The organism is Streptomyces sp. NBC_00154 (assembly GCF_026342835.1).
GTDB lineage: Bacteria > Actinomycetota > Actinomycetes > Streptomycetales > Streptomycetaceae > Streptomyces.
This window is the reverse complement of the sequence record NZ_JAPEMI010000001.1, coordinates 5,819,655-5,845,515: the sequence shown is the minus strand read 5'-3', so window position 1 is coordinate 5,845,515 and position 25,861 is coordinate 5,819,655. Positions and strand designations below refer to the sequence as shown.

Annotated in this window: 24 protein-coding genes; 5 read left to right on the top strand and 19 right to left on the bottom strand. The window is 70.0% G+C overall.

What is annotated here, in order from left to right:
- Nucleotides 1-59: 59 nt before the first annotated feature.
- Nucleotides 60-644, bottom strand: coding sequence for a bifunctional pyr operon transcriptional regulator/uracil phosphoribosyltransferase PyrR (pyrR, locus tag OHA03_RS26240; protein ID WP_267006215.1), 585 nt, complete (start codon nt 642-644; stop codon nt 60-62).
- 197 nt (nt 645-841) lie between these two features.
- Between pyrR and bldD the strand changes: the two genes are divergently transcribed.
- Entirely contained in the window at nt 842-1,342 is a 501-nt protein-coding gene (gene bldD / locus OHA03_RS26235; protein ID WP_014157378.1) for a transcriptional regulator BldD, read from the top strand.
- Nucleotides 1,343-1,770: 428 nt separating this feature from the next.
- Here the strand turns inward: bldD and nusB are convergent, their stop codons facing one another.
- The 13 genes from nusB to OHA03_RS26170 form a co-directional block, all read right to left on the bottom strand.
- Nucleotides 1,771-2,202: a transcription antitermination factor NusB gene (gene nusB, locus OHA03_RS26230; RefSeq protein WP_267006214.1), complete on the bottom strand. Its 432-nt coding sequence runs from the start codon at nt 2,200-2,202 to the stop codon at nt 1,771-1,773.
- A gap of 2 nt (nt 2,203-2,204) precedes the next feature.
- Nucleotides 2,205-2,771 (bottom strand): elongation factor P, encoded by a 567-nt coding sequence (efp, locus tag OHA03_RS26225; protein ID WP_114243496.1) that lies wholly within the window; start codon nt 2,769-2,771, stop codon nt 2,205-2,207.
- Nucleotides 2,772-2,820: 49 nt separating this feature from the next.
- Nucleotides 2,821-3,927 (bottom strand): aminopeptidase P family protein, encoded by a 1,107-nt coding sequence (locus OHA03_RS26220; protein ID WP_267006213.1) that lies wholly within the window; start codon nt 3,925-3,927, stop codon nt 2,821-2,823.
- Between the two features lie 112 nt (nt 3,928-4,039).
- The gene (locus OHA03_RS26215; RefSeq protein WP_267006212.1) at nt 4,040-4,861 is read right to left on the bottom strand and encodes a Pro-rich N-terminal domain-containing protein; all 822 of its coding nucleotides are present in this window, start codon (nt 4,859-4,861) and stop codon (nt 4,040-4,042) included.
- A 136-nt stretch (nt 4,862-4,997) separates the two neighbouring features.
- A complete protein-coding gene (gene aroQ / locus OHA03_RS26210; protein ID WP_267006211.1) occupies nt 4,998-5,438 on the bottom strand; it encodes a type II 3-dehydroquinate dehydratase in 441 nt (146 codons plus the stop codon).
- Complete coding sequence (gene aroB / locus OHA03_RS26205) at nt 5,435-7,081, bottom strand: 3-dehydroquinate synthase (RefSeq protein ID WP_267006210.1); 1,647 nt, start codon at nt 7,079-7,081, stop codon at nt 5,435-5,437. The genes aroQ and aroB overlap by 4 nt, the downstream gene beginning before the upstream one ends.
- Nucleotides 7,078-8,262, bottom strand: coding sequence for a chorismate synthase (gene aroC / locus OHA03_RS26200; RefSeq protein ID WP_030968769.1), 1,185 nt, complete (start codon nt 8,260-8,262; stop codon nt 7,078-7,080). The genes aroB and aroC overlap by 4 nt, the downstream gene beginning before the upstream one ends.
- Nucleotides 8,263-8,409: 147 nt before the next feature.
- Nucleotides 8,410-9,237, bottom strand: coding sequence for a shikimate dehydrogenase (locus OHA03_RS26195; protein WP_267006209.1), 828 nt, complete (start codon nt 9,235-9,237; stop codon nt 8,410-8,412).
- A complete protein-coding gene (gene mltG, locus OHA03_RS26190; protein ID WP_267006208.1) occupies nt 9,234-11,006 on the bottom strand; it encodes an endolytic transglycosylase MltG in 1,773 nt (590 codons plus the stop codon). Before mltG ends, OHA03_RS26195 begins: the two co-directional genes overlap by 4 nt.
- Nucleotides 11,007-11,100: 94 nt before the next feature.
- On the bottom strand, nt 11,101-11,586 hold the full coding sequence (ruvX, locus tag OHA03_RS26185; RefSeq protein WP_267006207.1) for a Holliday junction resolvase RuvX: 486 nt from the start codon (nt 11,584-11,586) through the stop codon (nt 11,101-11,103).
- Nucleotides 11,583-14,252, bottom strand: coding sequence for an alanine--tRNA ligase (alaS, locus tag OHA03_RS26180; protein ID WP_267006206.1), 2,670 nt, complete (start codon nt 14,250-14,252; stop codon nt 11,583-11,585). Before alaS ends, ruvX begins: the two co-directional genes overlap by 4 nt.
- Nucleotides 14,252-14,620 (bottom strand): DUF6167 family protein, encoded by a 369-nt coding sequence (locus tag OHA03_RS26175; RefSeq protein WP_267006205.1) that lies wholly within the window; start codon nt 14,618-14,620, stop codon nt 14,252-14,254. The genes alaS and OHA03_RS26175 overlap by 1 nt, the downstream gene beginning before the upstream one ends.
- Nucleotides 14,621-14,627: 7 nt before the next feature.
- Nucleotides 14,628-15,080: a DUF948 domain-containing protein gene (locus OHA03_RS26170; RefSeq protein ID WP_267008162.1), complete on the bottom strand. Its 453-nt coding sequence runs from the start codon at nt 15,078-15,080 to the stop codon at nt 14,628-14,630.
- 164 nt (nt 15,081-15,244) lie between these two features.
- Here OHA03_RS26170 and OHA03_RS26165 point away from each other — a divergent pair, with 164 nt between their 5' ends.
- Nucleotides 15,245-17,458 carry an AAA family ATPase gene (locus tag OHA03_RS26165; protein WP_267006204.1) on the top strand — a complete coding sequence of 738 codons (2,214 nt, stop codon included), beginning with the start codon at nt 15,245-15,247 and terminating at the stop codon, nt 17,456-17,458.
- A gap of 17 nt (nt 17,459-17,475) precedes the next feature.
- Here the strand turns inward: OHA03_RS26165 and rpsD are convergent, their stop codons facing one another.
- Nucleotides 17,476-18,090 (bottom strand): 30S ribosomal protein S4, encoded by a 615-nt coding sequence (gene rpsD / locus OHA03_RS26160; RefSeq protein WP_030918857.1) that lies wholly within the window; start codon nt 18,088-18,090, stop codon nt 17,476-17,478.
- A gap of 188 nt (nt 18,091-18,278) precedes the next feature.
- Between rpsD and OHA03_RS26155 the strand changes: the two genes are divergently transcribed.
- Nucleotides 18,279-18,980: a DUF2470 domain-containing protein gene (locus OHA03_RS26155; RefSeq protein WP_267006203.1), complete on the top strand. Its 702-nt coding sequence runs from the start codon at nt 18,279-18,281 to the stop codon at nt 18,978-18,980.
- Nucleotides 18,981-19,010: 30 nt separating this feature from the next.
- Here OHA03_RS26155 and OHA03_RS26150 read toward each other — a convergent pair whose 3' ends face one another.
- From OHA03_RS26150 to OHA03_RS26135, 4 genes are all read right to left on the bottom strand, one after another.
- The gene (locus OHA03_RS26150) at nt 19,011-20,384 is read right to left on the bottom strand and encodes a replication-associated recombination protein A (protein WP_267006202.1); all 1,374 of its coding nucleotides are present in this window, start codon (nt 20,382-20,384) and stop codon (nt 19,011-19,013) included.
- Between the two features lie 66 nt (nt 20,385-20,450).
- Nucleotides 20,451-21,086, bottom strand: a complete 636-nt coding sequence (locus OHA03_RS26145; RefSeq protein WP_267006201.1) for a vitamin K epoxide reductase family protein — start codon at nt 21,084-21,086, stop codon at nt 20,451-20,453.
- Between the two features lie 368 nt (nt 21,087-21,454).
- Nucleotides 21,455-22,717 carry a histidine--tRNA ligase gene (gene hisS, locus OHA03_RS26140; protein ID WP_267006200.1) on the bottom strand — a complete coding sequence of 421 codons (1,263 nt, stop codon included), beginning with the start codon at nt 22,715-22,717 and terminating at the stop codon, nt 21,455-21,457.
- 14 nt (nt 22,718-22,731) lie between these two features.
- Nucleotides 22,732-23,418 carry an MBL fold metallo-hydrolase gene (locus OHA03_RS26135; RefSeq protein ID WP_267006199.1) on the bottom strand — a complete coding sequence of 229 codons (687 nt, stop codon included), beginning with the start codon at nt 23,416-23,418 and terminating at the stop codon, nt 22,732-22,734.
- Between the two features lie 159 nt (nt 23,419-23,577).
- On the opposite strand from OHA03_RS26135, the gene OHA03_RS26130 reads away from it, so the two are divergent.
- Both OHA03_RS26130 and OHA03_RS26125 read left to right on the top strand, forming a co-directional pair.
- Entirely contained in the window at nt 23,578-24,369 is a 792-nt protein-coding gene (locus tag OHA03_RS26130) for a peptidylprolyl isomerase (protein WP_267006198.1), read from the top strand.
- Nucleotides 24,370-24,572: 203 nt separating this feature from the next.
- Nucleotides 24,573-25,802, top strand: a complete 1,230-nt coding sequence (locus tag OHA03_RS26125) for a DUF349 domain-containing protein (RefSeq protein ID WP_267006197.1) — start codon at nt 24,573-24,575, stop codon at nt 25,800-25,802.
- Nucleotides 25,803-25,861 lie beyond the last annotated feature (59 nt).

Genomic DNA, 25,861 nt, shown 5'->3' with positions numbered 1-25,861 from the left:
GCATGCGGGCGTGCGGAAGCAGTCGTACGACCGGATGTCGGCCGTACGGGTGAGTGCAGCTACTGCGCGCCCGCCGGGGCGGTCTGCTGGACACCGAGCAGCACGGCGTCGCGGCCGTCCTCCTCGGCGAGCTGGACCTTGACCGTCTCCCGCAGCGACGTGGGGAGGTTCTTGCCGACGTAATCGGCGCGGATCGGGAGCTCGCGGTGGCCACGGTCGACAAGGACCGCGAGTTGCACCGCGCGGGGGCGGCCGATGTCGCCGAGCGCGTCGAGCGCGGCGCGGATCGTACGGCCGGAGAAGAGCACATCGTCGACCAGGACGACCAGTCGGCCCTCGATACCCTCGCCGGGGATCTCGGTGCGGGCCAGGGCGCGCGCCGGGCGCAGCCGCAGGTCGTCGCGGTACATGGTGATGTCGAGGGAGCCGACCGGCACCTTCCGGCCGGTGATCTCTTCGAGCTTGTCGGCCAGCCGACGGGCGAGGAAGACGCCTCGTGTCGGGATGCCGAGGAGCACCACATCGTCGGCGCCCTTGGCGCGTTCGACGATTTCGTGGGCGATTCGAGTCAGAACTCGGGCGATGTCGGGAGCCTCGAGAACGGGGCGTGCCGCATTGCCGGTGGCTTCGTGCTGTGCGTCCATAAGAAACGGACCTCCTTCTCCGCCTCACTGGACGGACCTTAAAGGACGTCGAAATTTGCTTCATCAACGTTACCAGGCCTTGCACGGAGCCTTGGTCACAACCCCGGGAGGTGCCGGTGCGGACCATTCGGCTTGACGCATCCAAGTAACGCTGCGTAACCTCACAGTGAGTTACCAGACTTCGTCCGGGGAGCCTTATGTCCAGCGAATACGCAAAACAGCTCGGGGCCAAGCTCCGCGCCATCCGCACCCAGCAGGGCCTCTCCCTCCATGGCGTGGAGGAGAAGTCCCAGGGCCGCTGGAAGGCCGTCGTGGTCGGTTCGTACGAGCGCGGCGACCGTGCCGTGACCGTACAGCGTCTCGCCGAGCTGGCGGACTTCTACGGGGTCCCGGTGCAGGAGCTTCTGCCCGGCACGACGCCCGGCGGGGCCGCCGAGCCGCCGCCCAAGCTTGTCCTGGACCTGGAGCGCCTCGCCCACGTCCCGCCGGAGAAGGCCGGACCGCTGCAGCGCTATGCGGCGACGATCCAGAGCCAGCGCGGTGACTACAACGGCAAGGTGCTCTCGATCCGCCAGGACGACCTGCGCACGCTGGCCGTGATCTACGACCAGTCGCCGTCCGTGCTCACCGAGCAGCTGATCAGCTGGGGTGTCCTGGACGCGGACGCGCGTCGCGCGGTCGCCCACGACGAGGGCTGACTAACGGTCTGGAGCCGCGAAGAAACGTAACGCCGGGTTGACCGGGTCCCCATTCGGGCCCCGGCATCCCGGCGTTTTTTGCTGCCCGGGTCCGGGGTGAGGGTTCCGTCCTCGATCGCCGGACGGGCTCGAGTGCGTAGCCGGCACGTTCGCCGCCCCCTGCGGGGACTCCACTCCCCTGAACGGCCCCACCCCTGCCTCACTTGTGCCTCACCCCCGGACGATCGAATCGCGGCAGACGCGCGGCGGCCGGTCCGGCCCCGGAGGCGCCCCGTATCGGGACCAGCGCACCTATCAAGCCCGTCCGGCGATCGAGGACAAGGACACCCACCCCGGACCGGGGCACCGCACTCCGCCCAGGAAGCGCACGCCGAAGGGCCCACGGTCGCACGACCGTGGGCCCTTCGTGGGCTGAACGCCGCCGGAGGCTACGACTCCCGGCGAAGGTTCGGCTTGAGGTCCTTGAAGCGGGCCAGCAGCCCGTTCACGAAGGACGGGGAGTCATCGGTGGAGAACTCCTTGGCGAGCTGGACCGCCTCATCGATCACCACCGCGTCCGGCGTCCCGTCCACCCAGATCAGCTCGTACGCACCCAGCCGCAGGATGTTCCGGTCGACGACCGGCATGCGGTCGATCTCCCAGTCCACGGCATAGGTGATGATGAGGTCGTCGATCCGGTCGGCGTACTGCGCGTACCCCTCGACGAGCTCCATCGTGTACTCGGTGACCGGCGGCTGACGGGTATCGGACCGCGAGTGCCGCACCCAGTCCGCGAGGACCGTCTGCACGGACTCACCGCGCTGGTCGGCCTCGAAGAGGATCTGGAAGGCTCGCTTGCGGGCCGTGTTCCGAGCAGCCACGGTTAGCTGTTCACCCGGCCGAGGTAGTCGCCCGTGCGGGTGTCGACCTTGATCTTCTCACCCGTGGTGATGAAGAGCGGGACGCCGATCTCGTAACCGGTCTCCAGCGTGGCGGGCTTGGTGCCGCCGGTGGAGCGGTCGCCCTGGACGCCCGGGTCGGTGTGCTGGATGGTCAGCTCGACGGCGGCCGGCAGCTCGACGTAGAGCACCTCGCCCTCGTGCTGGGCGACGGAGGCGGTGAAGCCCTCGATCAGGAAGTTGGCGGCGTTGCCGACAGCCTTGCGGTCGACCATGAGCTGGTCGTACGTGTCCATGTCCATGAAGACGAAGTACTCGCCGTCCATGTACGAGAACTGCATGTCGCGGCGGTCAATGGTGGCCGTCTCGACCTTCACGCCGGCGTTGAACGTCTTGTCGACGACCTTGCCGGACAGCACGTTCTTGAGCTTGGTGCGCACGAAAGCCGGGCCCTTGCCGGGCTTGACGTGCTGGAACTCGACGACGGACCAGAGCTGGCCTCCGTCGAGCTTGAGCACCAGGCCGTTCTTGAGGTCGTTCGTGGAAGCCACGGTTGCGGAATCTCCTGGACTGAAGCTGGTGGACAACCAAGGATGCGCGCTAGAGCGCGAGCAGCTCCTTGGTCGTAATGGTGAGTAGCTCGGGTCCGCCGTCCGCCTCGGGGCGTACGACGAGCGTGTCATCGATCCGGACCCCGCCCCGGCCAGGGAGGTGAACCCCCGGTTCGACGGTGACCGGCACACAAGCGTCCAGTTTACCCATGGCTGCCGGTGCCAGCTGCGGGTCCTCGTCGATTTCGAGCCCCACCCCGTGCCCGGTCGAGGGTGCGAGGCCGTCACCGTGACCCGCGGAGTCCAGGAGATGACGGGCCGCGCGGTCCACATCGCGGTACGCGGCGCCGGGCACCAAGGCCTCGCGTCCGGCCCGCTGAGCGGCGAAAACCAGGTCGTAGAGGTCGATCTGCCAGGCGGCCGGAGCCGTCCCGATAACAAATGTACGTCCGATCTCGCACCGGTAGCCGCGATAGTTGGCGCCGAGGCAGACGGAGAGGAAATCTCCCTCCTCGACCCGCCGGTCGGAGGGCCGGTGACGGCCCTGGCCCGAGTTGGGTCCGGTGGCGACGGAGGTCGAGAAGGCGGGCCCGTCGGCGCCGTGGTCCACCAGCCGCCGCTCCAGTTCCAGTGCGAGATGCCGTTCGGTGCGGCCGACGAGGATCGATTCGAGGAGTTCACCGAGCGCCTGGTCGGTGATCTCGGCGGCGATCCGCAGGCAGGCGATCTCCTCCTCGTCCTTGACGACGCGCAACTGCTCCACCGTGGCGCCGAGGTCGGCCAGCCGGAGCCGCGGGGCGACCGCGTGCATGGCCCGGTGGCGGGCGACCGTCAGATCGTGTTCCTCCACGGCGAGCGATTCCGCGCCGGAGGAGGTGGCCAGGTCGGCGGCTGCGACCACCGGATCGCCGTCGGTGGCGGGCAGCAGGGCCAGCCGCAGCTCGTCGTCGGTGCGCCCCTGGACGGGATCGCCGGTCGGCGCTCGGGGGCAGACCAGGACGTCCTCGTCGGGGCCGAGCAGCAGCACGGCACCCGGGGGCGCCCCGCCCGCGAGGTAGCGGACGTTGGCGGGGCGGGAGACCAGAGCGGCCGCGGATCCGACGGCGGCGCACCGGTCCCGCAGCAGCGCGCGGCGGACGGTGTACACCTCTGACATGCCACGAGCCTACGAGCGGGAGCGCCGGGCTGCCCGGTCAGCGCATCCGACCGGGGACCGCAGCAGGCCGGGGCCCGCGCTCAGGTGTGCGGAACCGGGACCCGCCGGGCCGTCACCATGCGGGCGGGCTGGCTATGGAGCGGGCCAGTATGTCGTCGAGGACGCGGGCCGTGGTCTCCACGTCGTAGGTCGAGTTGTCGATGATCGGCAGCCCCGAGCCGTACCAGCCCGCCATCCTGCCGTGGATCCGGGCGACCTCCTCGTCCGACAGCCGGCGGTTGCCGCTGCGGGCGGCATTGCGCTCCAGCACGATCTCCAGGCCGGGGAGGAGCACCACGGGCAGCAGCCCCGGGCCCACATGGCGCTTCCAGCCGCCGAGGCCCACGACCGGGCGGTCGGGGAAGACCGCGTCGTCGAGGATGCAGGAGATGCCGTTGGCCAGGAAATTGCGGGCGGCGAAGCCGCAGGTGCGGCGGGCCAGCCGGTACTGGGCCTCCGAGTGGTCGTTCCACCCGGCCTGCGGGTCGGCGAAGCCGGAGCAGACCCATTCGCGGACGTCGTCGAGGCTGACGTGCGCCGTGGGGACCCGGCGGCGGCTGGCCCACAGCTTGGCCACGGTGGTCTTGCCCGCGCCCGCCGGACCGATCAGGAGGACGGCGAGCGTCGCCGTGCCCGTGCCGGGCTCGGCGGGTGGTGCGGGCAGCGGGACAGGGCCGCCGGGCGGCAGCTGGATGTGCCCGGTGGTCTCCCGGGAGACGGGCGCGGGGGCGTGGTGCGGGGCGGGCCCGGTCCAGCCCTGGCCCTGGGGGGCGGGCGGTGGCGGCGGCCCCGGCGGACCGGAGTGTCCGGGGTGCTGGGCCTGGTGCGTCCAGCCGGCAGGTCCGTTTCCCGGTCCTTGGGGCGGCGGCAGCGGGGCCCCCACTGCGTGCTGCATCCGGTGCCACTCCGTCTCGTACAGGCAACTGGCGCTGGTGGAACGGCAACCGTACCGTCCCCGGCCGCCACAGAGGCAACGGTCGGGGACGGTACGGAGTGCCCGTCGGCCGGTCGGCCGTCCGGTACGCGACCTGTCAGTCCGTCAGTTCGTCCGCGAGGGCGCGGAGCGCGAGCCGGTAGGAGCCGATGCCGAATCCGGCCACGGTCCCCGTGGCCACCGGGGCGACCACGGAGGTGTGGCGGAATTCCTCCCGTGCGTACGGGTTCGAGATGTGCACCTCGATCAGCGGGGCGGTGCGCTGCGCGGCCGCGTCCCGCATTCCGTACGAGTAATGGGTGAATGCTCCCGGGTTGAGAACGACCGGAATTGAACCGTCCGCTGCCTCGTGCAGCCAGCGGATCAGCTCGCCCTCGTCGTTGGTCTCCCGGACGTCGACGTCGAAGCCGAGCTCCTTGCCGAGTGCCTGGCAGGTCTCGACGAGTCCGCCGTACGACGTCGCTCCGTACACATCGGGCTCGCGGGATCCGAGCCGGCCGAGGTTCGGCCCGTTGAGCACGAAGACCCTGCGGGTCACGCCGACACCTCCCCGTACGCGGCGAGCAGCACGGCCGGGTCGGGGCCCTCCAGGACGGTGGGCTTGCCCAGGCCGTCGAGGACGATGAAGCGGAGCAGGTCGCCGCGGGACTTCTTGTCGACCTTCATGTTCTCCAGCAGCTTGGGCCACTGGTCACCGCGGTAGGTGAGCGGCAGTCCGACGGACTCCAGGATCGCCCGGTGCCGCTCCGCGGTGGCGTCGTCGAGGCGTCCGGCCAGCCGGCCGAGCTCGGCGGCGAAGACCATCCCGATGGAGACGGCCGCGCCGTGGCGCCACTTGTAGCGCTCGTTCTTCTCGATGGCGTGGCCGAGGGTGTGGCCGTAGTTGAGGATCTCGCGCAGACCGGCCTCCTTGAGGTCGCTGGAGACGACCTCGGCCTTCACCCGGATGGAGCGCTCGATCAGCTCGGCGGTGTGCGGTCCGGCGGGCGTACGGGCACCTTCCGGGTCCGACTCGATCAGGTCGAGGATCGCGGGGTCGGCGATGAAACCGGCCTTGATGATCTCGGCCATGCCGCTGACGTAGTCGTGCACGGGCAGCGAGTCGAGGGAGGCGAGGTCGCAGAGCACCCCGGCCGGCGGGTGGAAGGCGCCGACGAGGTTCTTGCCCTCGGCGGTGTTGATGCCGGTCTTGCCGCCGACGGCCGCGTCGACCATGGCGAGCACCGTCGTCGGTACGGCGATCCAGCGCACCCCGCGCAGCCAGGTCGCCGCGACGAACCCGGCCACATCCGTGGTGGCGCCGCCACCGACGCCGACGATCACATCGGTGCGGGTGAAACCGGTCTGGCCGAGCGCCTTCCAGCAGTACGCCGCGACCTCGACGGTCTTGGCCTCCTCGGCGTTCGGCAGCTGGATCGCGATGGCCTCGTACCCCTGGTCGGCGAGGTCCTGACGGACCGCCTCGCCGGTCTCGGCGAGCGCCTCGGGGTGCAGGACCGCGACCCGCTGGGCCCGGTCTCCGATGAGCGACGGCAGCTCGCCGAGCAGCTGCCGGCCGATCAGCACCTCGTACGGGTCGGTGCCCGCACTGCCGGCGATCTGGATGCGTGTGGGTCCCTGGTCCGTCATGTGTGTGTTCTCCCGGCCGGGCGCCGCGGGGTCGCCCGCGCGCTCCGGCAGTTCCAGTGCGTCGAGGACCGCTTGGGCGACCTCTTCGGGGGTGCGCCCGTCGGTGGCGACGGTCGCCCTGGCCACCTCGGTGTAGAGATGGCGGCGGGCGTCCATCAGCTCGCGCCACTGCCGGCGCGGGTTGACGGCGAGCAGCGGGCGCGCAGTGTTCAGCCCGACCCGCTTGACGGCCTCTTCGACGTCCATCGAGAGGTAGACGACCGCGTGGTCGACGAGCAGGGTGCGGGTCGCCTCGTCGAGCACGGCTCCGCCGCCGAGCGAGAGGACGCCCGTGTGCTCGGCAACCGCGGCGCGCACCGCCTCTCGCTCCAGCTCGCGGAAGTGTTCCTCGCCCTCGTCGTAGAAGATCTCGGAGATCGGCTTGCCCGCCGTGGCCACGACGTCCGCGTCGGTGTCCCGGTAGGTGGTGCCGAGCCGGTCGGCGAGGAGCTCACCGACCGTGGACTTGCCGACACCCATCGGGCCGACGAGGACGATCAGCGGGCCGCTCATCGGATCTGGAGGTGGTCGAGGTACGACTGGACGTTGCGGTGGGTCTCGGGGACGCTGTCGCCGCCGAACTTCTCCGCGACGGCGTCGGCCAGGACCAGCGCGACCATCGCCTCGGCGACGATCCCGGCGGCCGGCACGGCACAGACATCGGAGCGCTGGTGGTGCGCCTTGGCGGGCTCCCCGGTGACGACATCGACGGTGGCCAGCGCGCGGGGCACGGTCGCGATGGGCTTCATCGCGGCGCGGACCCGCAGCAGCTCCCCGGTGGTCAGACCGCCCTCGGTGCCGCCGGAACGGCCGGAGGCGCGCTTGATGCCGTCCTCGGTGACCAGGATCTCGTCGTGCGCCTTCGAACCGGGGACCCGGGCCAGGTCGAAGCCGTCGCCGACCTCGACACCCTTGATGGCCTGAATGCCCATGAGGGCGGCGGCGAGGCGGGCGTCGAGACGCCGGTCCCAGTGCACGTGCGAGCCGAGACCGACCGGCACGCCGTACGCGAGCACCTCGACCACACCGCCGAGGGTGTCGCCGTCCTTGTGGGCCTGGTCGATCTCGGCGACCATTTCCTTGCTCGCGGCGGCGTCGAGGCAGCGCACCGGGTCGGCGTCGAGCTTCTCGACGTCGGCGGGCGTGGGGTAGACACCGTAGGGAGCCTTGGCCGCGGCCAGTTCGACGACGTGGCTGACGATCTCGATGCCCGCGGTCTCCTTGAGGTACGACCGCGCCACGGCGCCGAGCGCCACCCGGGCCGCGGTCTCCCGGGCGCTGGCGCGCTCCAGGATCGGCCGGGCCTCGTCGAAGCCGTACTTCTGCATGCCCGCGAGGTCGGCGTGGCCGGGGCGGGGGCGGGTCAGCGGGGCGTTACGGGCCAGCTTGGCCAGTTCGTCGGGGTCGACCGGGTCGGCCGACATGACCTGCTCCCACTTGGGCCATTCGGTGTTGCCCACCATGACGGCGACCGGGGAGCCCATGGTGAGCCCGTGGCGCACCCCGCCGAGGAAGGTGACCTCGTCCTTCTCGAACTTCATGCGAGCGCCGCGGCCATAGCCGAGCCGCCGCCGGGCCAGTGCGTCCGCCACCATCTCCGTGGTGATCGGGACACCGGCGGGAAGACCCTCCAGCGTCGCCACCAGTGCGGGGCCGTGCGACTCCCCTGCGGTCAGCCAGCGCAACCTGCTCAACGGTGCTCCTCATGCTCGCGCCTGAAACTGCAACGGCGCGACCGGGTGCGCGGCCCTGGCCCGCCGCCTCGATCCTCCCACGTTCGGGCCCCCGACCCGTCCGCCGGTCCAGCTGACGGACGGATCGGTGCTCCTCGGTGCCGGGTGTCAGCGGGCGGCGAGTGCCGCTACACCGGCCTGCCGCATGGCCGCGAGAGGGGCAGGTGAGCAACCCGTCATCTGCTCGACCTGGAGGACAGCCTGGTGCACCAGAAGATCCAGACCTCCGACGACTGCGCCGCCCCTGGCCGACCAGGCTGATGCGAGTCCGGTCGGCCAGGGCTCGTACAGCACATCGAACAGCGTGCCGGGAGCCGTCGGCACCGCACCGGTGAGCGCGTCCGTGGTGCCGGCCGGCGTGGTGGCGATCACCAGGGGTGCGCGCAGCGCCTGCTCCGCGTCCGCCCAGTCGGCGATCCGTACGTCGACCCCGAGCCGCTCGCCCCAGCCGCGCATCTCGTCGCCGCGCTCGCGACTGCGTACGTATGCCGTGACCGGACCTGTGCAGATCTCCGACAGTGCGGCGAGCGCGGAGGACGCGGTGGCTCCGGCGCCGAGGACGGCGGCCGAGTCGGTCTTCTCGACGCCGCGCTCACGCAGCGCGGCGATCATGCCGGGGATGTCGGTGTTGTCACCGACACGACGACCGTCCTCGGTGAAGACCACGGTGTTGACGGCCTCGACGGAGGACGCGGTCCCGCTGACCGAGTCCAGCAGCGGGATGATCGCGCGCTTCAGCGGCATCGTCAGCGACAGCCCGGCCCAGGAGGCATCGAGTCCCTCGATGAAGCCGGGGAGCCCCGCCTCGTCCACGTCGAAACGGTCGTACGACCAGTGGGCGAGACCGAGTTCGGTGTACGCAGCACGGTGCAGCACCGGGGAGAGCGAGTGGGCGATGGGCGAGCCGAGGACGGCCGCCCGTCGGATGGTGCTCACTGACCCGACTTCTCCTGTTCGTACTTCTTGCGATTGCGCTCGTGCTCTTCGTTGGTGACCGCGAACACGGTCTTGTCCGCGGTCACGGACACGAAGTAGTACCAAGGCCCGGGAGTGGGCTTGATCGCCGAGTGAAGCGCCGCTTCGCCGGGGTTGTTGATGGGACCCGGCGGCAGTCCGTGGACGTAGTACGTGTTGTACGGGTCCTTGAACTTCCGCAGGTTCGAGACCGCGCCCGTGTCCAGGGTGCTCTGGGCCTTGGCGTAGTTCACGGTGGAGTCGAAGTCGAGCAGTCCGTAGGTCTCGGTGTTGTTGGGCTTGAGCCGGTTGTAGACGACCCGGGCGACCTTGTCGAAGTCGTGCTTGTACTTGCCCTCGGCCTGAACGAGGCTGGCGACCGTGATCAGCTGCCAGGGGCTCTTGAGACCCAGCTTCTTGGCGTTCGACTCGAGGTCGACCTTGCCATACTCCTGATTGGCCCGGGAGACCATCTTCTTGAGGACGGCCTCGGGCTTCATCTCCTTGGTGACCGGGTAGGCCGCGGGATAGAGGAAACCCTCCAGCCGGTCGTCGACGGCCGGGTCGTCGTCGGCCCAGTCCGGCAGCCCGAGACCGCCGACGTTCTTCTTGGCGACGTCCTTGGTGGTGCCGGCCTTGAGACCGAGCTTCGCGTCGACCATCTTGTAGACATCCCTGGTGGTCCTGCCCTCAGGAATGATCAGCAGATTCTGGCTCTTCGGGTCGATCATCATCTTCACGGCCTCGGCCGCGGACATGTGCTCGTTGAGGACGTAGACGCCCGCCTGGATCGATTTCCCCTTGGGGTTCTCGGTCTGCGCCGCGATGAAGGCGTCGACGCTCTTGACGACGCCCTTCTCCTTCAGGATGTTGCCGATCTCGTTGCCGAGGGCGCCCTTCGGGACCTCGACCTCGACCGTGCCGGAGCCCTTGCCGGTGTAGTCCGGTGCCGCGCCGAATTGTTCCTGCCAGTACGTGTAGCCGAAGTAGCCCGCCCCGCCGAGACCGCCGGCGAGGACCAGGGAGACGACGAGGCAGGCGCAGCCGTTGCGGCTCTTCTTCTTGCCCTTGCCGCGGCGTTCGCTGCCGCCGCCCCTGCGCGACTCACGCGGGTCGTCGTCGTACTCGTCATCGTCGTCACGGGGGCGCCGGACATCGCGGTCGTCGTCGACGCCCGTGAAGAAGGGGTGCGTCTCCTCCTCGGGCTCGTCCGGGTCCCAGTCGGGGTTACGCGGTGGGCCCTGTTCGGGCTCGGCCTCGCGCCGGCCCGGGGGCTGCGGCGGCGGGTACGCCTCCGGAGTGCCGTAGGGGTCGTGCGAAGCGCCGTAGTCACCCGGCCGGTTCCTGTACGCGTCCTGCGGATTGCCGTCGTACGGCGGCATCGCCGCAGGCTGCTGACCGGTGTCCCAGCCACCGTTGTACTGCTGGTGCTGCGGAGCCTGCTGGGCGTACGGGTCATGCGGGTGCTGCTGCTGCGCATACGGGTCCTGGGCGTACGGGTCATGCGGGTGCTGCGGCTGGTGCTGCCCGTACGGGTCCTGCGGCGCTCCGTACTGCTGGTACTGCTGATGCTGGGGGTACGTCTGCTGCGGCTGCTGCTGGGCATAGGGGTCCTGCGGATAGGACTGCTGCGGGCCGCCGTACTGGCTCTGGCCGTGGGCAGCCTGCTGGCCATCCCATCCCTGGTCCCCATAGAGGGGATCCTCGGGATGCCACGGTTCGGAGCCGGGGCCCCGGCCATACTCAGTCATCGATCCCCTAGAGCCGCGAGACGAACTTCCGCCTCTTGCTGTGCGGTATTTGTTCGAACACCGCCGCATCGCGCGGAACGTTACCGTATCGCGATCAGACAACCACTTCGACGGCCTCGCCCGGAGCTTTACCTGACGCCCGCTCCGACTCCAGAGCGTTCTGGAGGATCACCACAGCGGCAGCTTGGTCGATGACAGACCGGCCCTTCTTGGACTTCACACCCGAGGCTCGCAGTCCCTGACTCGCTGTCACTGTGGTCATCCTCTCGTCCACCAATCGCACCGGAATGGGTGCGGCCGAGCGGGCGACCTCCTGGGCGAAGAGCCGGACCTTGGCCGCGGCGGGCCCTTCACCGCCACCCAGGGATCTGGGCAGACCGATGATGATCTCGATGGGCTCGTACTCCTCGACGATCTGCCCCAGCCGCCGGTGGGCGGCCGGGACGTCGCGTCCCGGCACGGTCTCCACCGGCGTGGCGAGGATCCCGTCGGGGTCGCACGAGGCGACCCCGATCCGGGCATCCCCGACGTCGATCGCGAGGCGACGTCCGCGGCGCATCTGCGTCACTCCCGCCGTCACGCCGTCTCGGTGACGAGGCGCTCGACAGCGGCGATGGCCTCGCCGATCGCGCCGGGGTTCTGGCCGCCGCCCTGGGCGACGTCCGGCTTGCCGCCGCCACCGCCGCCGAGGGTCTTGGCAGCCGTACGGACCAGGTCGCCGGCCTTGAGGCCGCGTTCGCGGGCGGCCTCGTTGGTGGCAATGACGGTCAGCGGACGGCCGTTGGCCGTGGTGAACAGCGCCACGACGGCCGGACGGCCGCCCTGGATACGGCCCCGGACGTCGAGGACCAGCCTGCGCAGGTCGTCGGCGGACGTCCCGTCCGGCACCTGTCCGGTGACCAGGGCGACACCGCGTACGTCCTTGGCGGACTCGGCGAGTCCGCCGGCGGCCTGGAGGACCTTCTCCGCGCGGAACTTCTCGATCTCCTTCTCGGCGTCCTTCAGCTTGCCGAGCATGGCGGAGACCTTCTCCGGAAGCTCCTCGGGGCGGCCTTTGACCAGCTCCTGGAGCTGGGCGACGACCGTGTGCTCCTTGGCCAGGAAGTTGTACGCGTCGACGCCGACGAGGGCCTCGATACGGCGCACGCCGGAGCCGATGGACGACTCGCCGAGCAGCTTCACCAGACCCAGCTGGGCGGTGTTGTGGACGTGCGTACCGCCGCACAGCTCCTTGGAGAAGTCGCCGATGGTGACGACCCGGACCCGCTCGCCGTACTTCTCGCCGAATTCGGCGATGGCGCCCTGCTTCTTGGCCTCGTCGATCGACATGACCTCGGCCTGGACGTCGAGCTCCCGGGAGAGAACCTCGTTGATCTTCTGCTCGACGTCGGTGAGGACCGTGCCGGGGACGGCGGCGGGCGAACCGAAGTCGAAGCGGAAGCGGCCCGGCGAGTTCTCCGAACCGGCCTGGGCGGCCGTCGGGCCGAGGGCGTCACGCAGCGCCTGGTGGGTGAGGTGCGTGGCGCTGTGGGCGCGGGCGATGGCGCGGCGGCGGGTGGTGTCGATGGCGGCGTAGGCGATGGCGCCGACCGTCACCTCGCCGACCTGGACCGTGCCCTTGTGGACGGAGACGCCCGGGACCGGCTGCTGGACGTCGCGCACCTGGATGACGGCGCCGGTGTCGAGCCGGATCCGGCCCTGGTCGGCGAGCTGGCCACCACCCTCGGCGTAGAACGGCGTGCGGTCGAGGACGACCTCGACCTCGTCGCCCTCGGTGGCGGCGGGCGAGGAGATCCCGTCGACGAGGAGGCCGACGATCGTCGACTCGCCCTCGGTGGAGGTGTAGCCGGTGAACTCGGTGGAGCCCGACTTGTCGGCAACCTCGCGGTAGGCGGACAAGTCGGCATGGCCGGTCTTCTTGGCCTTGGCGTCGGCCTTGGCGCGGTCCCGCTGCTCCTTCATCAGGCGGCGGAAGCCGTCCTCGTCCACGGCGAGGCCCTGTTCGGCGGCCATCTCCAGGGTGAGGTCGATCGGAAAGCCCCAGGTGTCGTGGAGCAGGAACGCCTTGTCGCCGGCGAGGACCTTGCCGCCGGCGGCCTTGGTCTCGGTGACCGCGGTGTCGAGGATGTTGGTGCCGCCCTTGAGGGCCTTCAGGAAGGCGGCCTCTTCGGCCAGGGCGACGGTCTCGATGCGCTTGCGGTCGGTAATCAGCTCCGGGTACTGCCGGCCCATCGACTTGATGACCGTGTCGACGAGCTCGGCGACGACGGGGCCGGTGGCGCCGAGGAGGCGCATGTTGCGGACGGCGCGGCGCATGATGCGGCGCAGGACGTAGCCGCGGCCCTCGTTGCCGGGGGTGACACCGTCGCCGATGAGCATGACGGACGTACGCATGTGGTCGGTGACGACGCGGAGCGAGACGTCGGAGGTGTGGTTCTCGCCGTAGCGCACCCCGGTCAGCTCGGTGGCCTTCTCGATGACGGCCATCGAGGTGTCGATCTCGTACAGGTTCTGCACGTCCTGCAGGATCATCGCGAGGCGCTCGAGGCCGAGGCCGGTGTCGATGTTCTTGGACGGCAGGTCACCGAGGATCGGGAAGTCCTCCTTGCCGTCGCCGGCGCCCCGCTCGTACTGCATGAAGACCAGGTTCCAGATCTCCACGTACCGCTCGTCGTTGACGGCCGGGCCACCCTCGACGCCGAACTCGGGGCCGCGGTCGTAGTTGATCTCGGAGCAGGGTCCGCACGGGCCGGGGACACCCATGGACCAGAAGTTGTCCTTCTTGCCCAGACGCTGGATGCGTTCGGCCGGGACGCCGATCTTGTCGCGCCAGATCTGCTCGGCCTCGTCGTCGTCGAGGTAGACCGTGATCCACAGTCGCTCGGGGTCGAGACCGAAGCCGCCGTCCGCCACGGAGGTGGTGAGAGCCTCCCAGGCGTAGCTGATGGCGCCTTCCTTGAAGTAGTCGCCGAACGAGAAGTTCCCGCACATCTGGAAGAAGGTGCCGTGCCGGGTGGTCTTGCCGACCTCTTCGATGTCGGGCGTACGCACACACTTCTGCACGCTGGTGACGCGCGGGGCGGGCGGCTTGACCTCGCCGAGGAAGTACGGCTTGAAGGGAACCATGCCCGCGGGGACCAGCAGCAGAGTCGGGTCGTCCGCGATGAGCGACGCCGAAGGCACGACGGTGTGCCCGCGCTCCTCGAAGAAGCTCAGCCAGCGGCGACGAATTTCAGCCGACTCCATCAGTGGTCCTCATTCCGGTTGTACGAGTTGTCGTTGTACGAGTTGTAGGGGAGCTTGCGGTGGGCGGTGGCGTCTGCGGCCGGGGCGGGCTCGGCCGCTTCGACCGCGAAATGACGCTGCACCGGGAGCTCGGGGTCGACCGGTGCCTGCAGGCCCAGCGCCTCCCCCAGCTCGGCCTCGCGCCGGACCATGCCGTCGCGGACGTCGAGAGCGAAGTCCTTGAGCTTGTGACCTCCCTCGATCGCCTTGTCGGCGGCGCGCGCCGCGAGGCTCTCGGGGGTCAGCTGCTTGAGCTTCCGGTTGACCTTGGTGGTGGCCCAGACGCCGGCGGCTGCGCCGGCGGTGAACCAGAACGTACGGCGGAACATCGCTGCGTCAGTCCTTCGATCCGCGGGAGCTTCTGCCGCCGCGCTTCTTGGCCCTCGCGGACGGCACCGTACGGCCGACGATCACCGTGCGACGCGACGCCGCCCGGCGGGCCGGCTCGGCTTCCGGGGAGGTCCGGCGGCCGATGGCCTGCCGCACTCCGTAACCGAACGCGGCCACCTTGACCAGTGGTCCGCCGAAGGTCGATGCGACGGTGGTGGAGAGCGCCGAGGCGTTGGAGGTGACTTCCTGGACGTCCGTCGCGATCGCATCGACCTTGTCGAGCTGGGTCTGCGCGGAGCGCACCGTCGCGGAGGCGTCGGCAAGCAGCGGAACGGCCTGCTCGGTCACTTCCGCCACGAGCTTGGTGGTTGCCCTGAGCGTCTGGGCCAGCCTCACCAGGACGACGGCGAGGAACGAGACCAGGATCGCCCAGAAGACGGCCACCAGGATCCCGGCCACCTCTCCACCGGACACGTTGCACCGCTCTCTGGCTTGTCGAATCGTCGTCTCCCGACCCTATCGCGCCGGGGGGTGCGCCCCCTACCGCATTACGGATGGGGGGAACGGGAGTTGCACAAAGGAGATTGTACGGAGAGCTGCCACGCCAGTACTCTGCGTGTTTCATGCGACGCTCCCAGCGCCCCTCCCCCGACGATTCCCCCGACGCTCCGAGCCCCGGCACCACGGCCCGCGGCAATCTCCCGGCGGAACTGAACCGATTCGTGGGACGTGACGAGGAGCTGGCCGACCTGAGCCGTCTGCTGACGGAATCGAGACTGGTCACCGTGGTCGGGGTGGGTGGCGTGGGGAAGACCCGCTGTGCCACCCGGGCCGCAGCTCTCCTGGAGAAACGGTACTGCGACGGGGTCCGGCTGGTGGAACTGTCCACCGTCCACGACCCGGGACTGCTGGAACATGCCGTGATCGACGCGCTGGGACTCACCGATCACACCAGCCGCCCGCCCCGCACGACACTCCTCGAACATCTCACCGAACGCCGGCTCCTCCTGGTGATCGACGGCTTCGAGCATCTTGTCGATGCCTGCGCCGAGTTGGTGTGCGCGCTGCTGCGCAGGGCCCCGCAGCTGCGGGTGCTGGCCGCCGGACGGCAGCCCCTGGAGCTGGACGGCGAGGTCACCTATCCGCTCGCGCCGATGGCCGACGAGGACGCCATGACGCTGTTCGCGGAACGGGCCGCGGCGGTGCGCCCGGAGTTCCGGCTGACGGAGGACAACCGCGGATCGGCGCGGGAGCTGTGCCGTCGGCTGGACGGCATCCCACTCGCGCTGGAACTGGCCGCCGGACGGCTGCGCGCCCTGTCCACGGAACAGGTGCTGCAACGTCTGGACGACCGCTTCCGCCTGCTGACCGGCACCAGCCGCAGCGCGCAGGCGCGCCACCAGACGCTCCGTACGGCCATCGGCTGGAGTCATGAGCTGTGCGCCCCGGAGCAGCGGCTGCTGTGGGCGCGGCTGTCGGTATTCGCCGGGCAGTTCGATCTGGAGGCCGTCGAGTACATCTGCAGCAGCCCCGAGCTGCCGGCCGAGTCGGTGCTCGATGTGCTGACGGGGCTGCTGGCGCAGTCCCTGGTGCTGCGCGAGGACTCGGCGGTGGGCACCCGCTACCGGATGCTGGACACCGTGCGCGAGTACGGCGCCGAGTGGCTGGCCGCCACCGGCGACACGGACCGGTTACGACGGCGCCATCGGGACTGGTTCCTGGGGCTCGCCACCTGGTGCGAGCTCGACTGGTTCAGCCCACGGCAGGGCGAGGTCGCGGCCCGGGCCGAGAGCGAGTTGCCCAATCTGCGCCGGGCCATGGAGTGTTCGCTGGAGTGCCCGGACGAGGCCCATCTCGCGCAGTACCTGGCGGGCACGCTCTGGTTCCTCTGGGTCGGCTGCGGGCGCCTCTCGGAGGGGCGGCACTGGCTGAACCATGTACTGGAGGAGGAGACGCCGTACGAACCCTCCCGGCTCAAGGCGCTGTGGGTGCTGGGGTACGTGGCCGTGCTGCAGGGGGACGCGGTCGGGGCGGTCTCCGCGCTGCACGAGTGCCGGGAGGAGGCGGACCGGGCCGGTGACGCCACGGCCCAGGCCTACGCGGTGCACCGCACGGGCTGTCTGGCCCTCGTCACGGACGACATGGTCCGCGCCGAGGAGCTGCTGCAGGACGCGCTGGTGCGCTACCGGGACCTCGGCGAGATGAACAGCAACGTGCTGATGGCCCAGATCGAACTGGCGATGGCGGTCGGGTTCCGCGGGGACCTGGAGGCCGCGGCCGAGATCTGCCAGGAGGTCAAGGAGGTCTGCGAGGACCACGGGGAGCGGTGGGCACTCTCGTACGCGCTCTATGTGCTGGCCTACGCACAGCTGCAGCAGGGGCGGCCGGAGCGCGCCCGGGAGCTGCTCCGGGAGTCGCTGGCGATCGGCCACGCCTTCCACGACCTGCTCGGGTCCGTCCTCGCCATGGAGCTGCTGGCACTGGTCACGGCGGTCGAGGGGGATGCGGCGGAGGCGGCGGTGCTGCAGGGGGCCGCCGAGCGGTTCTGGCCGTCGGTGGGGCTGCCGCTGTTCGGTTCGGTGTACTACGGCAGGCCGCGGGCGGAGTGCGAGCGGCTGGCGCGGCGTGAGCTGGGCGACGCACGGTACGAATCGGGTCGTCGGGCGGGTGCGCAGCTGGATCCGGACGCGGCGGTGGCACGGGCGCTGGCGTGCCTGCCCGTGGACCGTCCGGGCGTGAAGGGACAGCGGCGTGGTCCCGTACCGGCCCCGGACGGCAGAACGCGGAAGCCCGCCACCTCCCCGACATCGGGGAGGGGCGGGCCTGAGCGCTGGTGAGAGCGGCTACGCCTGGATCAGCGGGCGTAGTACTCGACGACGAGCTGCTCGTCGCAGATCACCGGGATCTCCTTGCGGTTCGGGTCCCGGTCCAGGCGGAAGGCCAGGGCCTTCAGGTTCACCTGCAGGTAGCGCGGGGTCTCGCCGTCGGGGGCGTAACCACCCTCGCGGGCCACCTGGAAGGGGTGCTTGTCGCGGCTGCGCTCGCGGACCATCACGATGTTGTCGGGACGGACGCGGAAGGACGGCTTGTCGACCTTGCGGCCGTCGACCTCGATGTGGCCGTGGACGACCATCTGGCGGGCCTGGTAGATCGTGCGGGCGATGCCCGAACGCAGGACCAGCGCGTCGAGACGGCGCTCGAGCTCGACGACGAGCGCCTCGCCCGTCTTGCCCTCGGCCTTCTTGGCCCGGTCGTAGGCGCGCGCCATCTGGCGCTCGCTGATGTCGTACTGGGCGCGCAGACGCTGCTTCTCGAGCAGACGGACCTTGTAGTCCGAGTTCTGCTTGCGGCCACGGCCGTGCTCGCCCGGCGGGTAGGGGCGGGCCTCGAAGTACTTGACGGCCTTCGGCGTCAGGGCGATGCCGAGCGCACGAGACTTCTTGACCTTGGGACGCGACTGATTAGGCACGTTCTCCAGACCTCCGTTGTGGGTTAGGTTAGGCTCACCTTACTCAAGGAGATCGCATGTCTCGCCCTGGGAACACCACACACGTCACGGACAGCACTGACAGCGTCGACGCCATCGAGGGCGCCGATACGACGGAGGACCGATCAGATCGTGGTCAGCCGCGTCCCAGCGGGCTTGAAAACACTCGGATGCCGTCAGCAGCCGAGCGCACACGAACTCTCGTACAGAGTACCTGTTCGGCGGTACTGCTCATCCCCGGGCTGACCACAGCCGGTTTCGACCAGCTGGTGCCGCTGGATCGCAGCGTAGGCCCCGAGGGCGATCTGTTCCTCGAATTCCCCGCAGATTCCCCGGCCGTACGGGCTGCCACGCGCGCCCAGGACGACGAGCTGACCGCAGTGCTGGAGATCACGGACGTCGCACCGGTCTCCGTACCGCACCGCATCCGTGGCCGCGGCTGGATCTCCGGATGGCTCACCTCCGTACCGGGGATGGCCGGGCCCGGACGGATGATGCTGCGGCTGGAGACCGGCGAGGCGTACGTCGACGATCTGTGGGGCGCCCAGGACGTCGAGCCGGAGGAATTCCGGGATGCCGCCGCCGACCCGCTCGTCGCCCACGAGGCGGAGCTGCTGCAGCATCTGCATGCGGCGCACGGCGAACAGGTGGCGCTGCTGTGCGGGCTGCTGGGCGAGCGGGCGGACGACAGCTGCGCGGCCCACCGGCCCTCGGTCGTGCCGGTCGCGCTCGACCGGCACGGGCTGCGGGTGCGCTTCTGCGAGGCCGACGGGCGGTGCTTCGACGCACGCTTCGATTTCCCCCAGCCGGTGCGCGACGTCACCGAACTGCGCCACGCGATGCACACACTGTTCGAAGCGGCCGCACGCTGAACGGATGCCCCACCGTCCGGAGGAGGAGCTCTACGCGTCTGTGACGTCGTCGGAGCCGCCGCGGCCCAGCCGGTCGCGGACCCGGTCCACCACATCCGCGTACCGCGCCTCGGCGCCGTACCGCGTGGGCCGGTAGTAGCGTTTGTCGGCGACCGCGTCCGGGGCGTACTGCTGGGCTGCGATCCCGCCGGGGACATCGTGCGGATAGACGTAGCCCTGTGCATGGCCCAGCTTGGCGGCCCCCTTGTAGTGGCCGTCGCGCAGATGGGCCGGGACCGGGCCTGCCAGGCCGTTGCGCACATCCGCCTGGGCGGCGGAGATCGCCAGCGTCGCCGCATTGGACTTGGGGGCGAGCGCCAGCGCGATCGTGGCATGGCTGAGGGTGAGCGCCGCCTCCGGGAATCCGATCATGGCGACGGCCTGGGCGGCGGCGACCGCTATGGGCAGCGCCGTGGCGTCGGCGAGGCCGATGTCCTCGCTGGCGGAGATCATCAGCCGCCGGGCGATGAACCGCGGGTCCTCCCCCGCCTCTATCATCCGGGCCAGATAGTGCAGCGCCGCGTCCACGTCGGAGCCGCGGATCGACTTGATCAGCGCGCTCGCCACGTCGTAGTGCTGGTCGCCGTCCCGGTCGTACTTCACGGCTGCCCGGTCGACGGTCGCCTCGACCGTCTGGAGGGTGACCTCCTTCTCCTGCATGGCGAGGGCCGCACCGGCCGCCGCCTCCAGCGCCGTCAGCGCGCGGCGCGCGTCACCGCCCGCGATGCGCAGCAGATGGGCCTCGGCATCCTCGGGCAGTGTGACCGCGCCGCCGAGGCCGCGCTCGGCGGTCAGGGCGCGGCGCATCAGGGCGCGCAGATCGTCGTCGGTGAGTGATTCGAGGGTCAGGAGCAGCGAGCGCGACAGGAGCGGCGAGATGATCGAGAAGTACGGGTTCTCGGTCGTCGCGGCGATGAGCGTCACCCAGCGGTTCTCCACGGCCGGCAGCAGTGAGTCCTGCTGGGCCTTGGAGAAGCGGTGGATCTCGTCGAGGAAGAGGACGGTCTCCTTGCCGTAGCCACCGGTGGCGCGGCGGGCGCCCTCGATGACGGCCCGTACTTCCTTGACCCCCGCGGTGATCGCGGAGAGCTCGACGAAGCGCTTGTTGGTGGCCTTGCTGACCACGTACGCCAGAGTCGTCTTGCCGATGCCGGGCGGGCCCCAGAGGATCACCGACGACGGGCCGGCAGGTCCGCCGCTCCCTTCGCCGACGAGGCGGCGCAGCGGCGAGCCCGGCTTCAGCAGATGCTGCTGGCCGACGACCTCGTCGAGGGTACGAGGGCGCATCCGGACAGCGAGGGGGCTGCTGGACGGGTCCTTCTCCTGGCGGTCTTCGGCGGCTGCGGTAAAGAGGTCGGGCTCCACGTTTTGAAGCCTATGTCACGGCACTGACAGCCCGGCCGGGCCGGTGCCCGCTCCCGGCTCGGACGGTCAGCTGGTCCAGAAGTCCCACCAGCGGGTCAGGATCAGCATGCCGATGATGCCGACCCAGAGGACCGGCGGCACCCAGTGGAACTCCGTGAGTGCGTTGCGCAGCCAGTTCGGCGCGGGCAGGATCCGGTGCTTGATGTTGTGCGTGGTGACGTAGCAGAACATGAAGATCGTGGCGACCCAGGCCAGGCAGCACCACAGGCAGAGCGAGTTGATGTTGTACAGCGACTGGTACTGCAGCCAGGTGCAGAAACCGACGCCGAACAGTGTGCCCGCGTTGAGGCCGAGCCAGTACCAGCTGCGGAAGCGGGCGCCGGCGAGCAGGGCCAGGCCGATGCCGATGACGACGGAGTAGGTGACGAGTCCGAGCATCGGGTTCGGGAACCCGAAGGCGGACGCCTGCTCGCTCTTCATGATGTTGCCGCACGAGACCACGGGGTTGAGGCTGCAGCCCGGTGTGAAGCTGGGGTCCTCGAGCAGCTTGAACTTGTCGATCGTGATGACCCAGGCGGCGAGGAGGGCGGCGGCACCGGTGATCACCAGCAGCAGTGCGAACGCACGGCTGCCGCCGATGGTCCTCTTCCGGCCGTCCTCGTCCTGGTCCGAGGAGGGATGGTCAACCGCTGCAGTCGTCATATCGCCGTTCCATCAGTGAGTGGCCTGCTGGGCATGGTCATTGTGCCGCATCACCTCATCTGCCATCCGTTCGATGGACATAAAGATGTGCGGAGAGACGCACACACGGCGGCAGGGAACGCGCGGCTTTCGCGAGCCACTCCTCACCGCGACCGAACCGGCAGGGGGCTGTACGGGGGCTGCCCAGGCATTACGGACGGCTGACAGCCACGACGACGCCCCGCCCCGGCTTCCCCCCGCAGACCGCCGTCTTCCCGGTTCGGTCTCGTCCGCCAGGATGAACCGGCTCCCGCGGAGTTGACGGCACAGGGGCGGTGACGCACTGTGCCCGCCCGGCGGACCGGGCGGGCACAGTCGAAGGCGGTGGATCAGGCCAGCTTCTGCTGGATCTCGGCGACCAGCGCGTCGAGCGCGACCGCCTGCTGCTCGCCCGACTCCATGTCCTTCAGCTGGACCACGCCCTCGGCGAGATCACGTTCGCCCGCGACGACGGTGAAGCGGGCGCCGGACCGGTTGGCGCTCTTCATCGCGCCCTTGAGACCGCGCCCGCCGAACGCGAAGTCGGCGGCTACGCCCACTCGGCGCAACTCCGTCACCTTGGCGAACAGCACCCGGCGGGCCTCCTCGCCGAGCGGCACCGCGAAGACGCTGGTGGACGAGGGCAGTTCGAGCTCGATGCCCTCGGCCTCCAGTGCGAGCACCGTACGGTCCACGCCGAGCGCCCAGCCGACCGACGGGAGCGCCGGGCCGCCGATCATCTCGGACAGGCCGTCGTAGCGGCCGCCGCCGCCGACCGCGGACTGCGAGCCGAGCCCGTCGTGGACGAACTCGAAGGTGGTGCGGGTGTAGTAGTCGAGGCCGCGGACGAGCTTCTCGTCGTCCTCGTACACCACACCCGCCGCGGTCAGCAGATCGCGGACCTCCTCGTGGTACGCCTTGCACGCGTCGCACAGGTAGTCACGCAGGACCGGTGCGCCGACGAGCTGCTTCTGCACCTCGGGGCGCTTGTCGTCGAGGACCCGCAGCGGGTTGAGGTCGATGCGGCGGCGGGTGTCGTCGTCCAGGTCGAGCTCGCGCAGGAACTCCTGGAGCGCGTCCCGGTAGACGGGACGGCACTCCTTGTCGCCCAGCGAGTTCAGCAGGATCCGGAAATTCTGCAGCCCCAGCGTGCGGTACGCCTGGTCGGCCAGGATGATCAGCTCGGCGTCCAGTGCCGGGTCCTCGGCGCCGATCGCCTCGGCACCGACCTGCGAGAAGTGCCGGTAGCGGCCCTTCTGCGGACGCTCGTAGCGGTAGTACGAGCCGGAGTACCAGAGCTTGACCGGCAGGTTGCCGAGCTTGTGGAGGTTGGCCTCCAGTGCGGCACGCAGCACCGACGCGGTGCCCTCGGGACGCAGCGCCAGCTCGGAGCCGCCCTTGGTGGTGAGGGTGTACATCTCCTTGCTCACGATGTCGGTGGACTCACCGACTCCGCGCGAGAAGAGCGCGACGTCCTCGAAGCCGGGCGTCTCGATGTAGCCGTAGCCGGAGTTCTTCAGCGGTGCGGAGAGCGCCTCGCGCACCGCGAGGTACTTCGCGGAGTCGGGCGGGGTCAGGTCGTACGTGCCCTTGGGGGCCTTGAAGGTGCTCACGGTTCTAACTCTCGTCACATTCCTCGTCGGGGCGCGGCCAGCCCGTGCAGATACGGGTTCGAGGCGCGCTCGCGGCCGATGGTCGTCTGGGGGCCGTGGCCGGACAGCACCACGGTCGAGTCGTCGAGCGGCAGGCACACACGGGCCAGCGACTCGAGCAGCTCGGCGTGGTCGCCGCCGGGCAGGTCGGTACGTCCGACGGAGCCGGCGAAGAGCAGGTCGCCCGAGAAGAGGACCTGCGGAACATCCGCGGCCTCAGGCATCCTGAACGTCACCGACCCCTTGGTATGGCCGGGCGCATGCGCGACACCGAACTCCAGACCGGCCAGCAGCAGCTGGGCACCGTCGGTCAGCTCCTTGACGTCGTCCGGCTCCCCCACCGTCAGCTCGCCCATGAGCGGCATCCCGATGGAGCGGCCGAGGGCCTTCTCCGGGTCGCTCATCATGTACCGGTCCTCGGGGTGGATCCAGGCGGGGACATCGTGCGCGCCGCACACCGGGACGACCGAGGCGACATGGTCGATGTGCCCGTGGGTGAGCACTACGGCGACGGGCTTCAGCCGATGCTTCTTCAGCGCGTCCTCGACTCCCTGGGTGGCCTGGTGGCCCGGGTCGATGATCACGCACTCCTCACCGGCGGCGGGGGCGACCACATAGCAATTGGTCCCCCAGGCCCCGGCGGGGAACCCGGCAATGAGCACGATCGTCCTTAATGGTCGTCCGACGGAGGGGTGCGGCCGACTGCGGCTGAGAAGGTCGCGGCAGTTCAGAGCCTACCGGCGCTCCTCATTCCACAGCTAACCCATATACGGTACGGGGCAACCCAGGCCCGATCACACGACGTACAAGGAGATCACCCGGTGGTCAGCAGCGATCAGCGGCGGCGGCAGCTCGCCAGGGAGAAGTTCGAGCGGCAGCAGCAGCGCCGGGAGGAGGCCCGCCGCAGGACCAGGCGACTCACCGTCGTCATCGCGTCCGCGCTGGCCGTGGTGGCGGTCGTGGGAGTCACCGCGTTCGTCTCCCTCGGCGGCGACGACAAGGACAAGAACGACGCGGCGTCGAGCACCAGCCCGTCCCCCTCGCCCTCGCCCTCGGCGAGCCAGAGCAGTGCGCCCGAGCCCGCGATGAAGATCGACAAAAAGTCGAAGTACACGATGTCGCTCAAGACGAGCCAGGGCGACATCGCGTTCACGATGGATGCGGCGAAGACCCCGCACACGACGAACTCGTTCAAGTCGCTCGCGGACAAGGGCTTCTTCGACGGTACGAAGTGTCACCGCCTCACCACGCAGGGCATTTTCGTCCTGCAGTGCGGTGACCCCAAGGGCGACGGCACGGGCGGCCCGGGCTACACGATCCCGGACGAGAACCTGACCGCGCTGGGCAAGGCGGGCAAGGACGGCACGGTGACGTACCCGGCGGGCACGGTGGCGATGGCCAACACCGGTCAGGCGCACACCGGCGGCAGCCAGTTCTTCCTGGTGTACAAGGACAGCAAACTGCCGCCGAGCTACACGCCGTTCGGCACGATGGACGCCGCCTCGCTGAAGGCCGTGAAGGCGGTCGGGACCGCCGGTGTCACCGGTGGCGCGGCCGACGGTGCCCCGAAGAAGGCCGTCACCATCTCGAAGGCGGCCGTCGACAAGGCCTGAGCCGACCGGGGCGGCCGGCCCGGCGAGTCCGGTCCGGCCGCCGGGGTGCGGGCCGAAGAATTCGGCCGCGCTGAGTGCGGACAGCCGGGCGGCCGGTCGCCTAGATTGGCGTTGTGCAGGGCGGGCGCGCAGCCCGCCCCAGGAAACTGTGGACGATGCCAGGGGGGCGAACCCTCTCACAGGCATCAGGTGGAGGAGGCGCTGTGAGCAGCGACCCGTGGGGCCGCGTCGACGAGACGGGCACCGTGTACGTGCGTACAGCCGATGGCGAGCAGGTCGTCGGATCGTGGCAGGCTGGCTCACCCGAGGAGGCTCTGGCCTACTTCGAGCGCAAGTACGAGGGCATCGTGGTCGAGATCGGCCTCCTCGAACGGCGGGTGAAGACCACCGACCTGTCGGCGAAGGACGCAACGACCGCCATCGAGCATCTGCGTCAGCAGGTCGACGAGCATCACGCGGTCGGTGATCTCGACGCATTGCGGAAGCGCCTTGACGCGCTGGTCGCGACGGTCGAGTCCCGCCGCGAGGAGCGCAAGGTCCAGAAGGCGAAGCAGACCGACGAGGCGAAGCACGCCAAGGAGGCGCTGGTCGTCGAGGCCGAGGAGCTGGCGCAGAGCGAGCAGTGGCGCTCCGCGGGCGAGCGGCTGCGGGCGCTCGTCGACACGTGGAAGGGCCTGCCGCGGCTCGACCGCAAGTCGGACGACGAGCTGTGGCACCGCTTCTCACACGCGCGCTCGGCGTTCTCCAAGCGCCGCAAGGCGCACTTCGCCTCGCTGGACGCCCAGCGCGAGGAGGCCCGCAAGGCCAAGGAGAAGCTGGTCGTCGAGGCCGAGGCGCTGTCCGGTTCCACCGACTGGGGGACCACGGCCGCGCGCTACCGCGATCTCATGACGGAGTGGAAGGCGGCGGGCCGCGCCCAGCGCGAGGCGGAGGACGATCTGTGGAACCGCTTCCGCGGTGCGCAGGACGTCTTCTTCGCCGCCCGCAGCGAGGTCTTCGCCGAGCGGGACGCCGAGCAGGGCGAGAACCTCAAGCTGAAGGAGGAGCTCGCGGTCGAGGCCGAGAAGCTGGTGCCGGTGAAGGACCTGAAGGCGGCGAGGGCCGCGTTCCGTGCCATCAACGAGCGCTGGGAGGCCATCGGCCATGTGCCGCGTGACGCCCGCCCGAAGATCGAGGGGCGGATGCAGGCGGTGGAGCGGGCGCTCCAGGAGGCCGAGGAGTCCGAGTGGCGCCGGACGAACCCGGAGGCGCGTGCGCGCGCCGAGGGTCTGACCGGTCAGCTGCAGGCTGCCGTGGACAAGCTGCGTACGCAGATCGACACGGCGCGCGCCGCGGGCAACAACGCCCGGGCCGACAAGCTGGCCCGTGAGCTGGAGGGCCGCCAGGCACTGCTGGACCAGGCGCTGAAGGGCCTGGAGGAGTTCGGCGGCTGAGCAGGACACCGCACACAAGGAAGGGGCTCCCGTACGTGACGTACGGGAGCCCCTTCCTT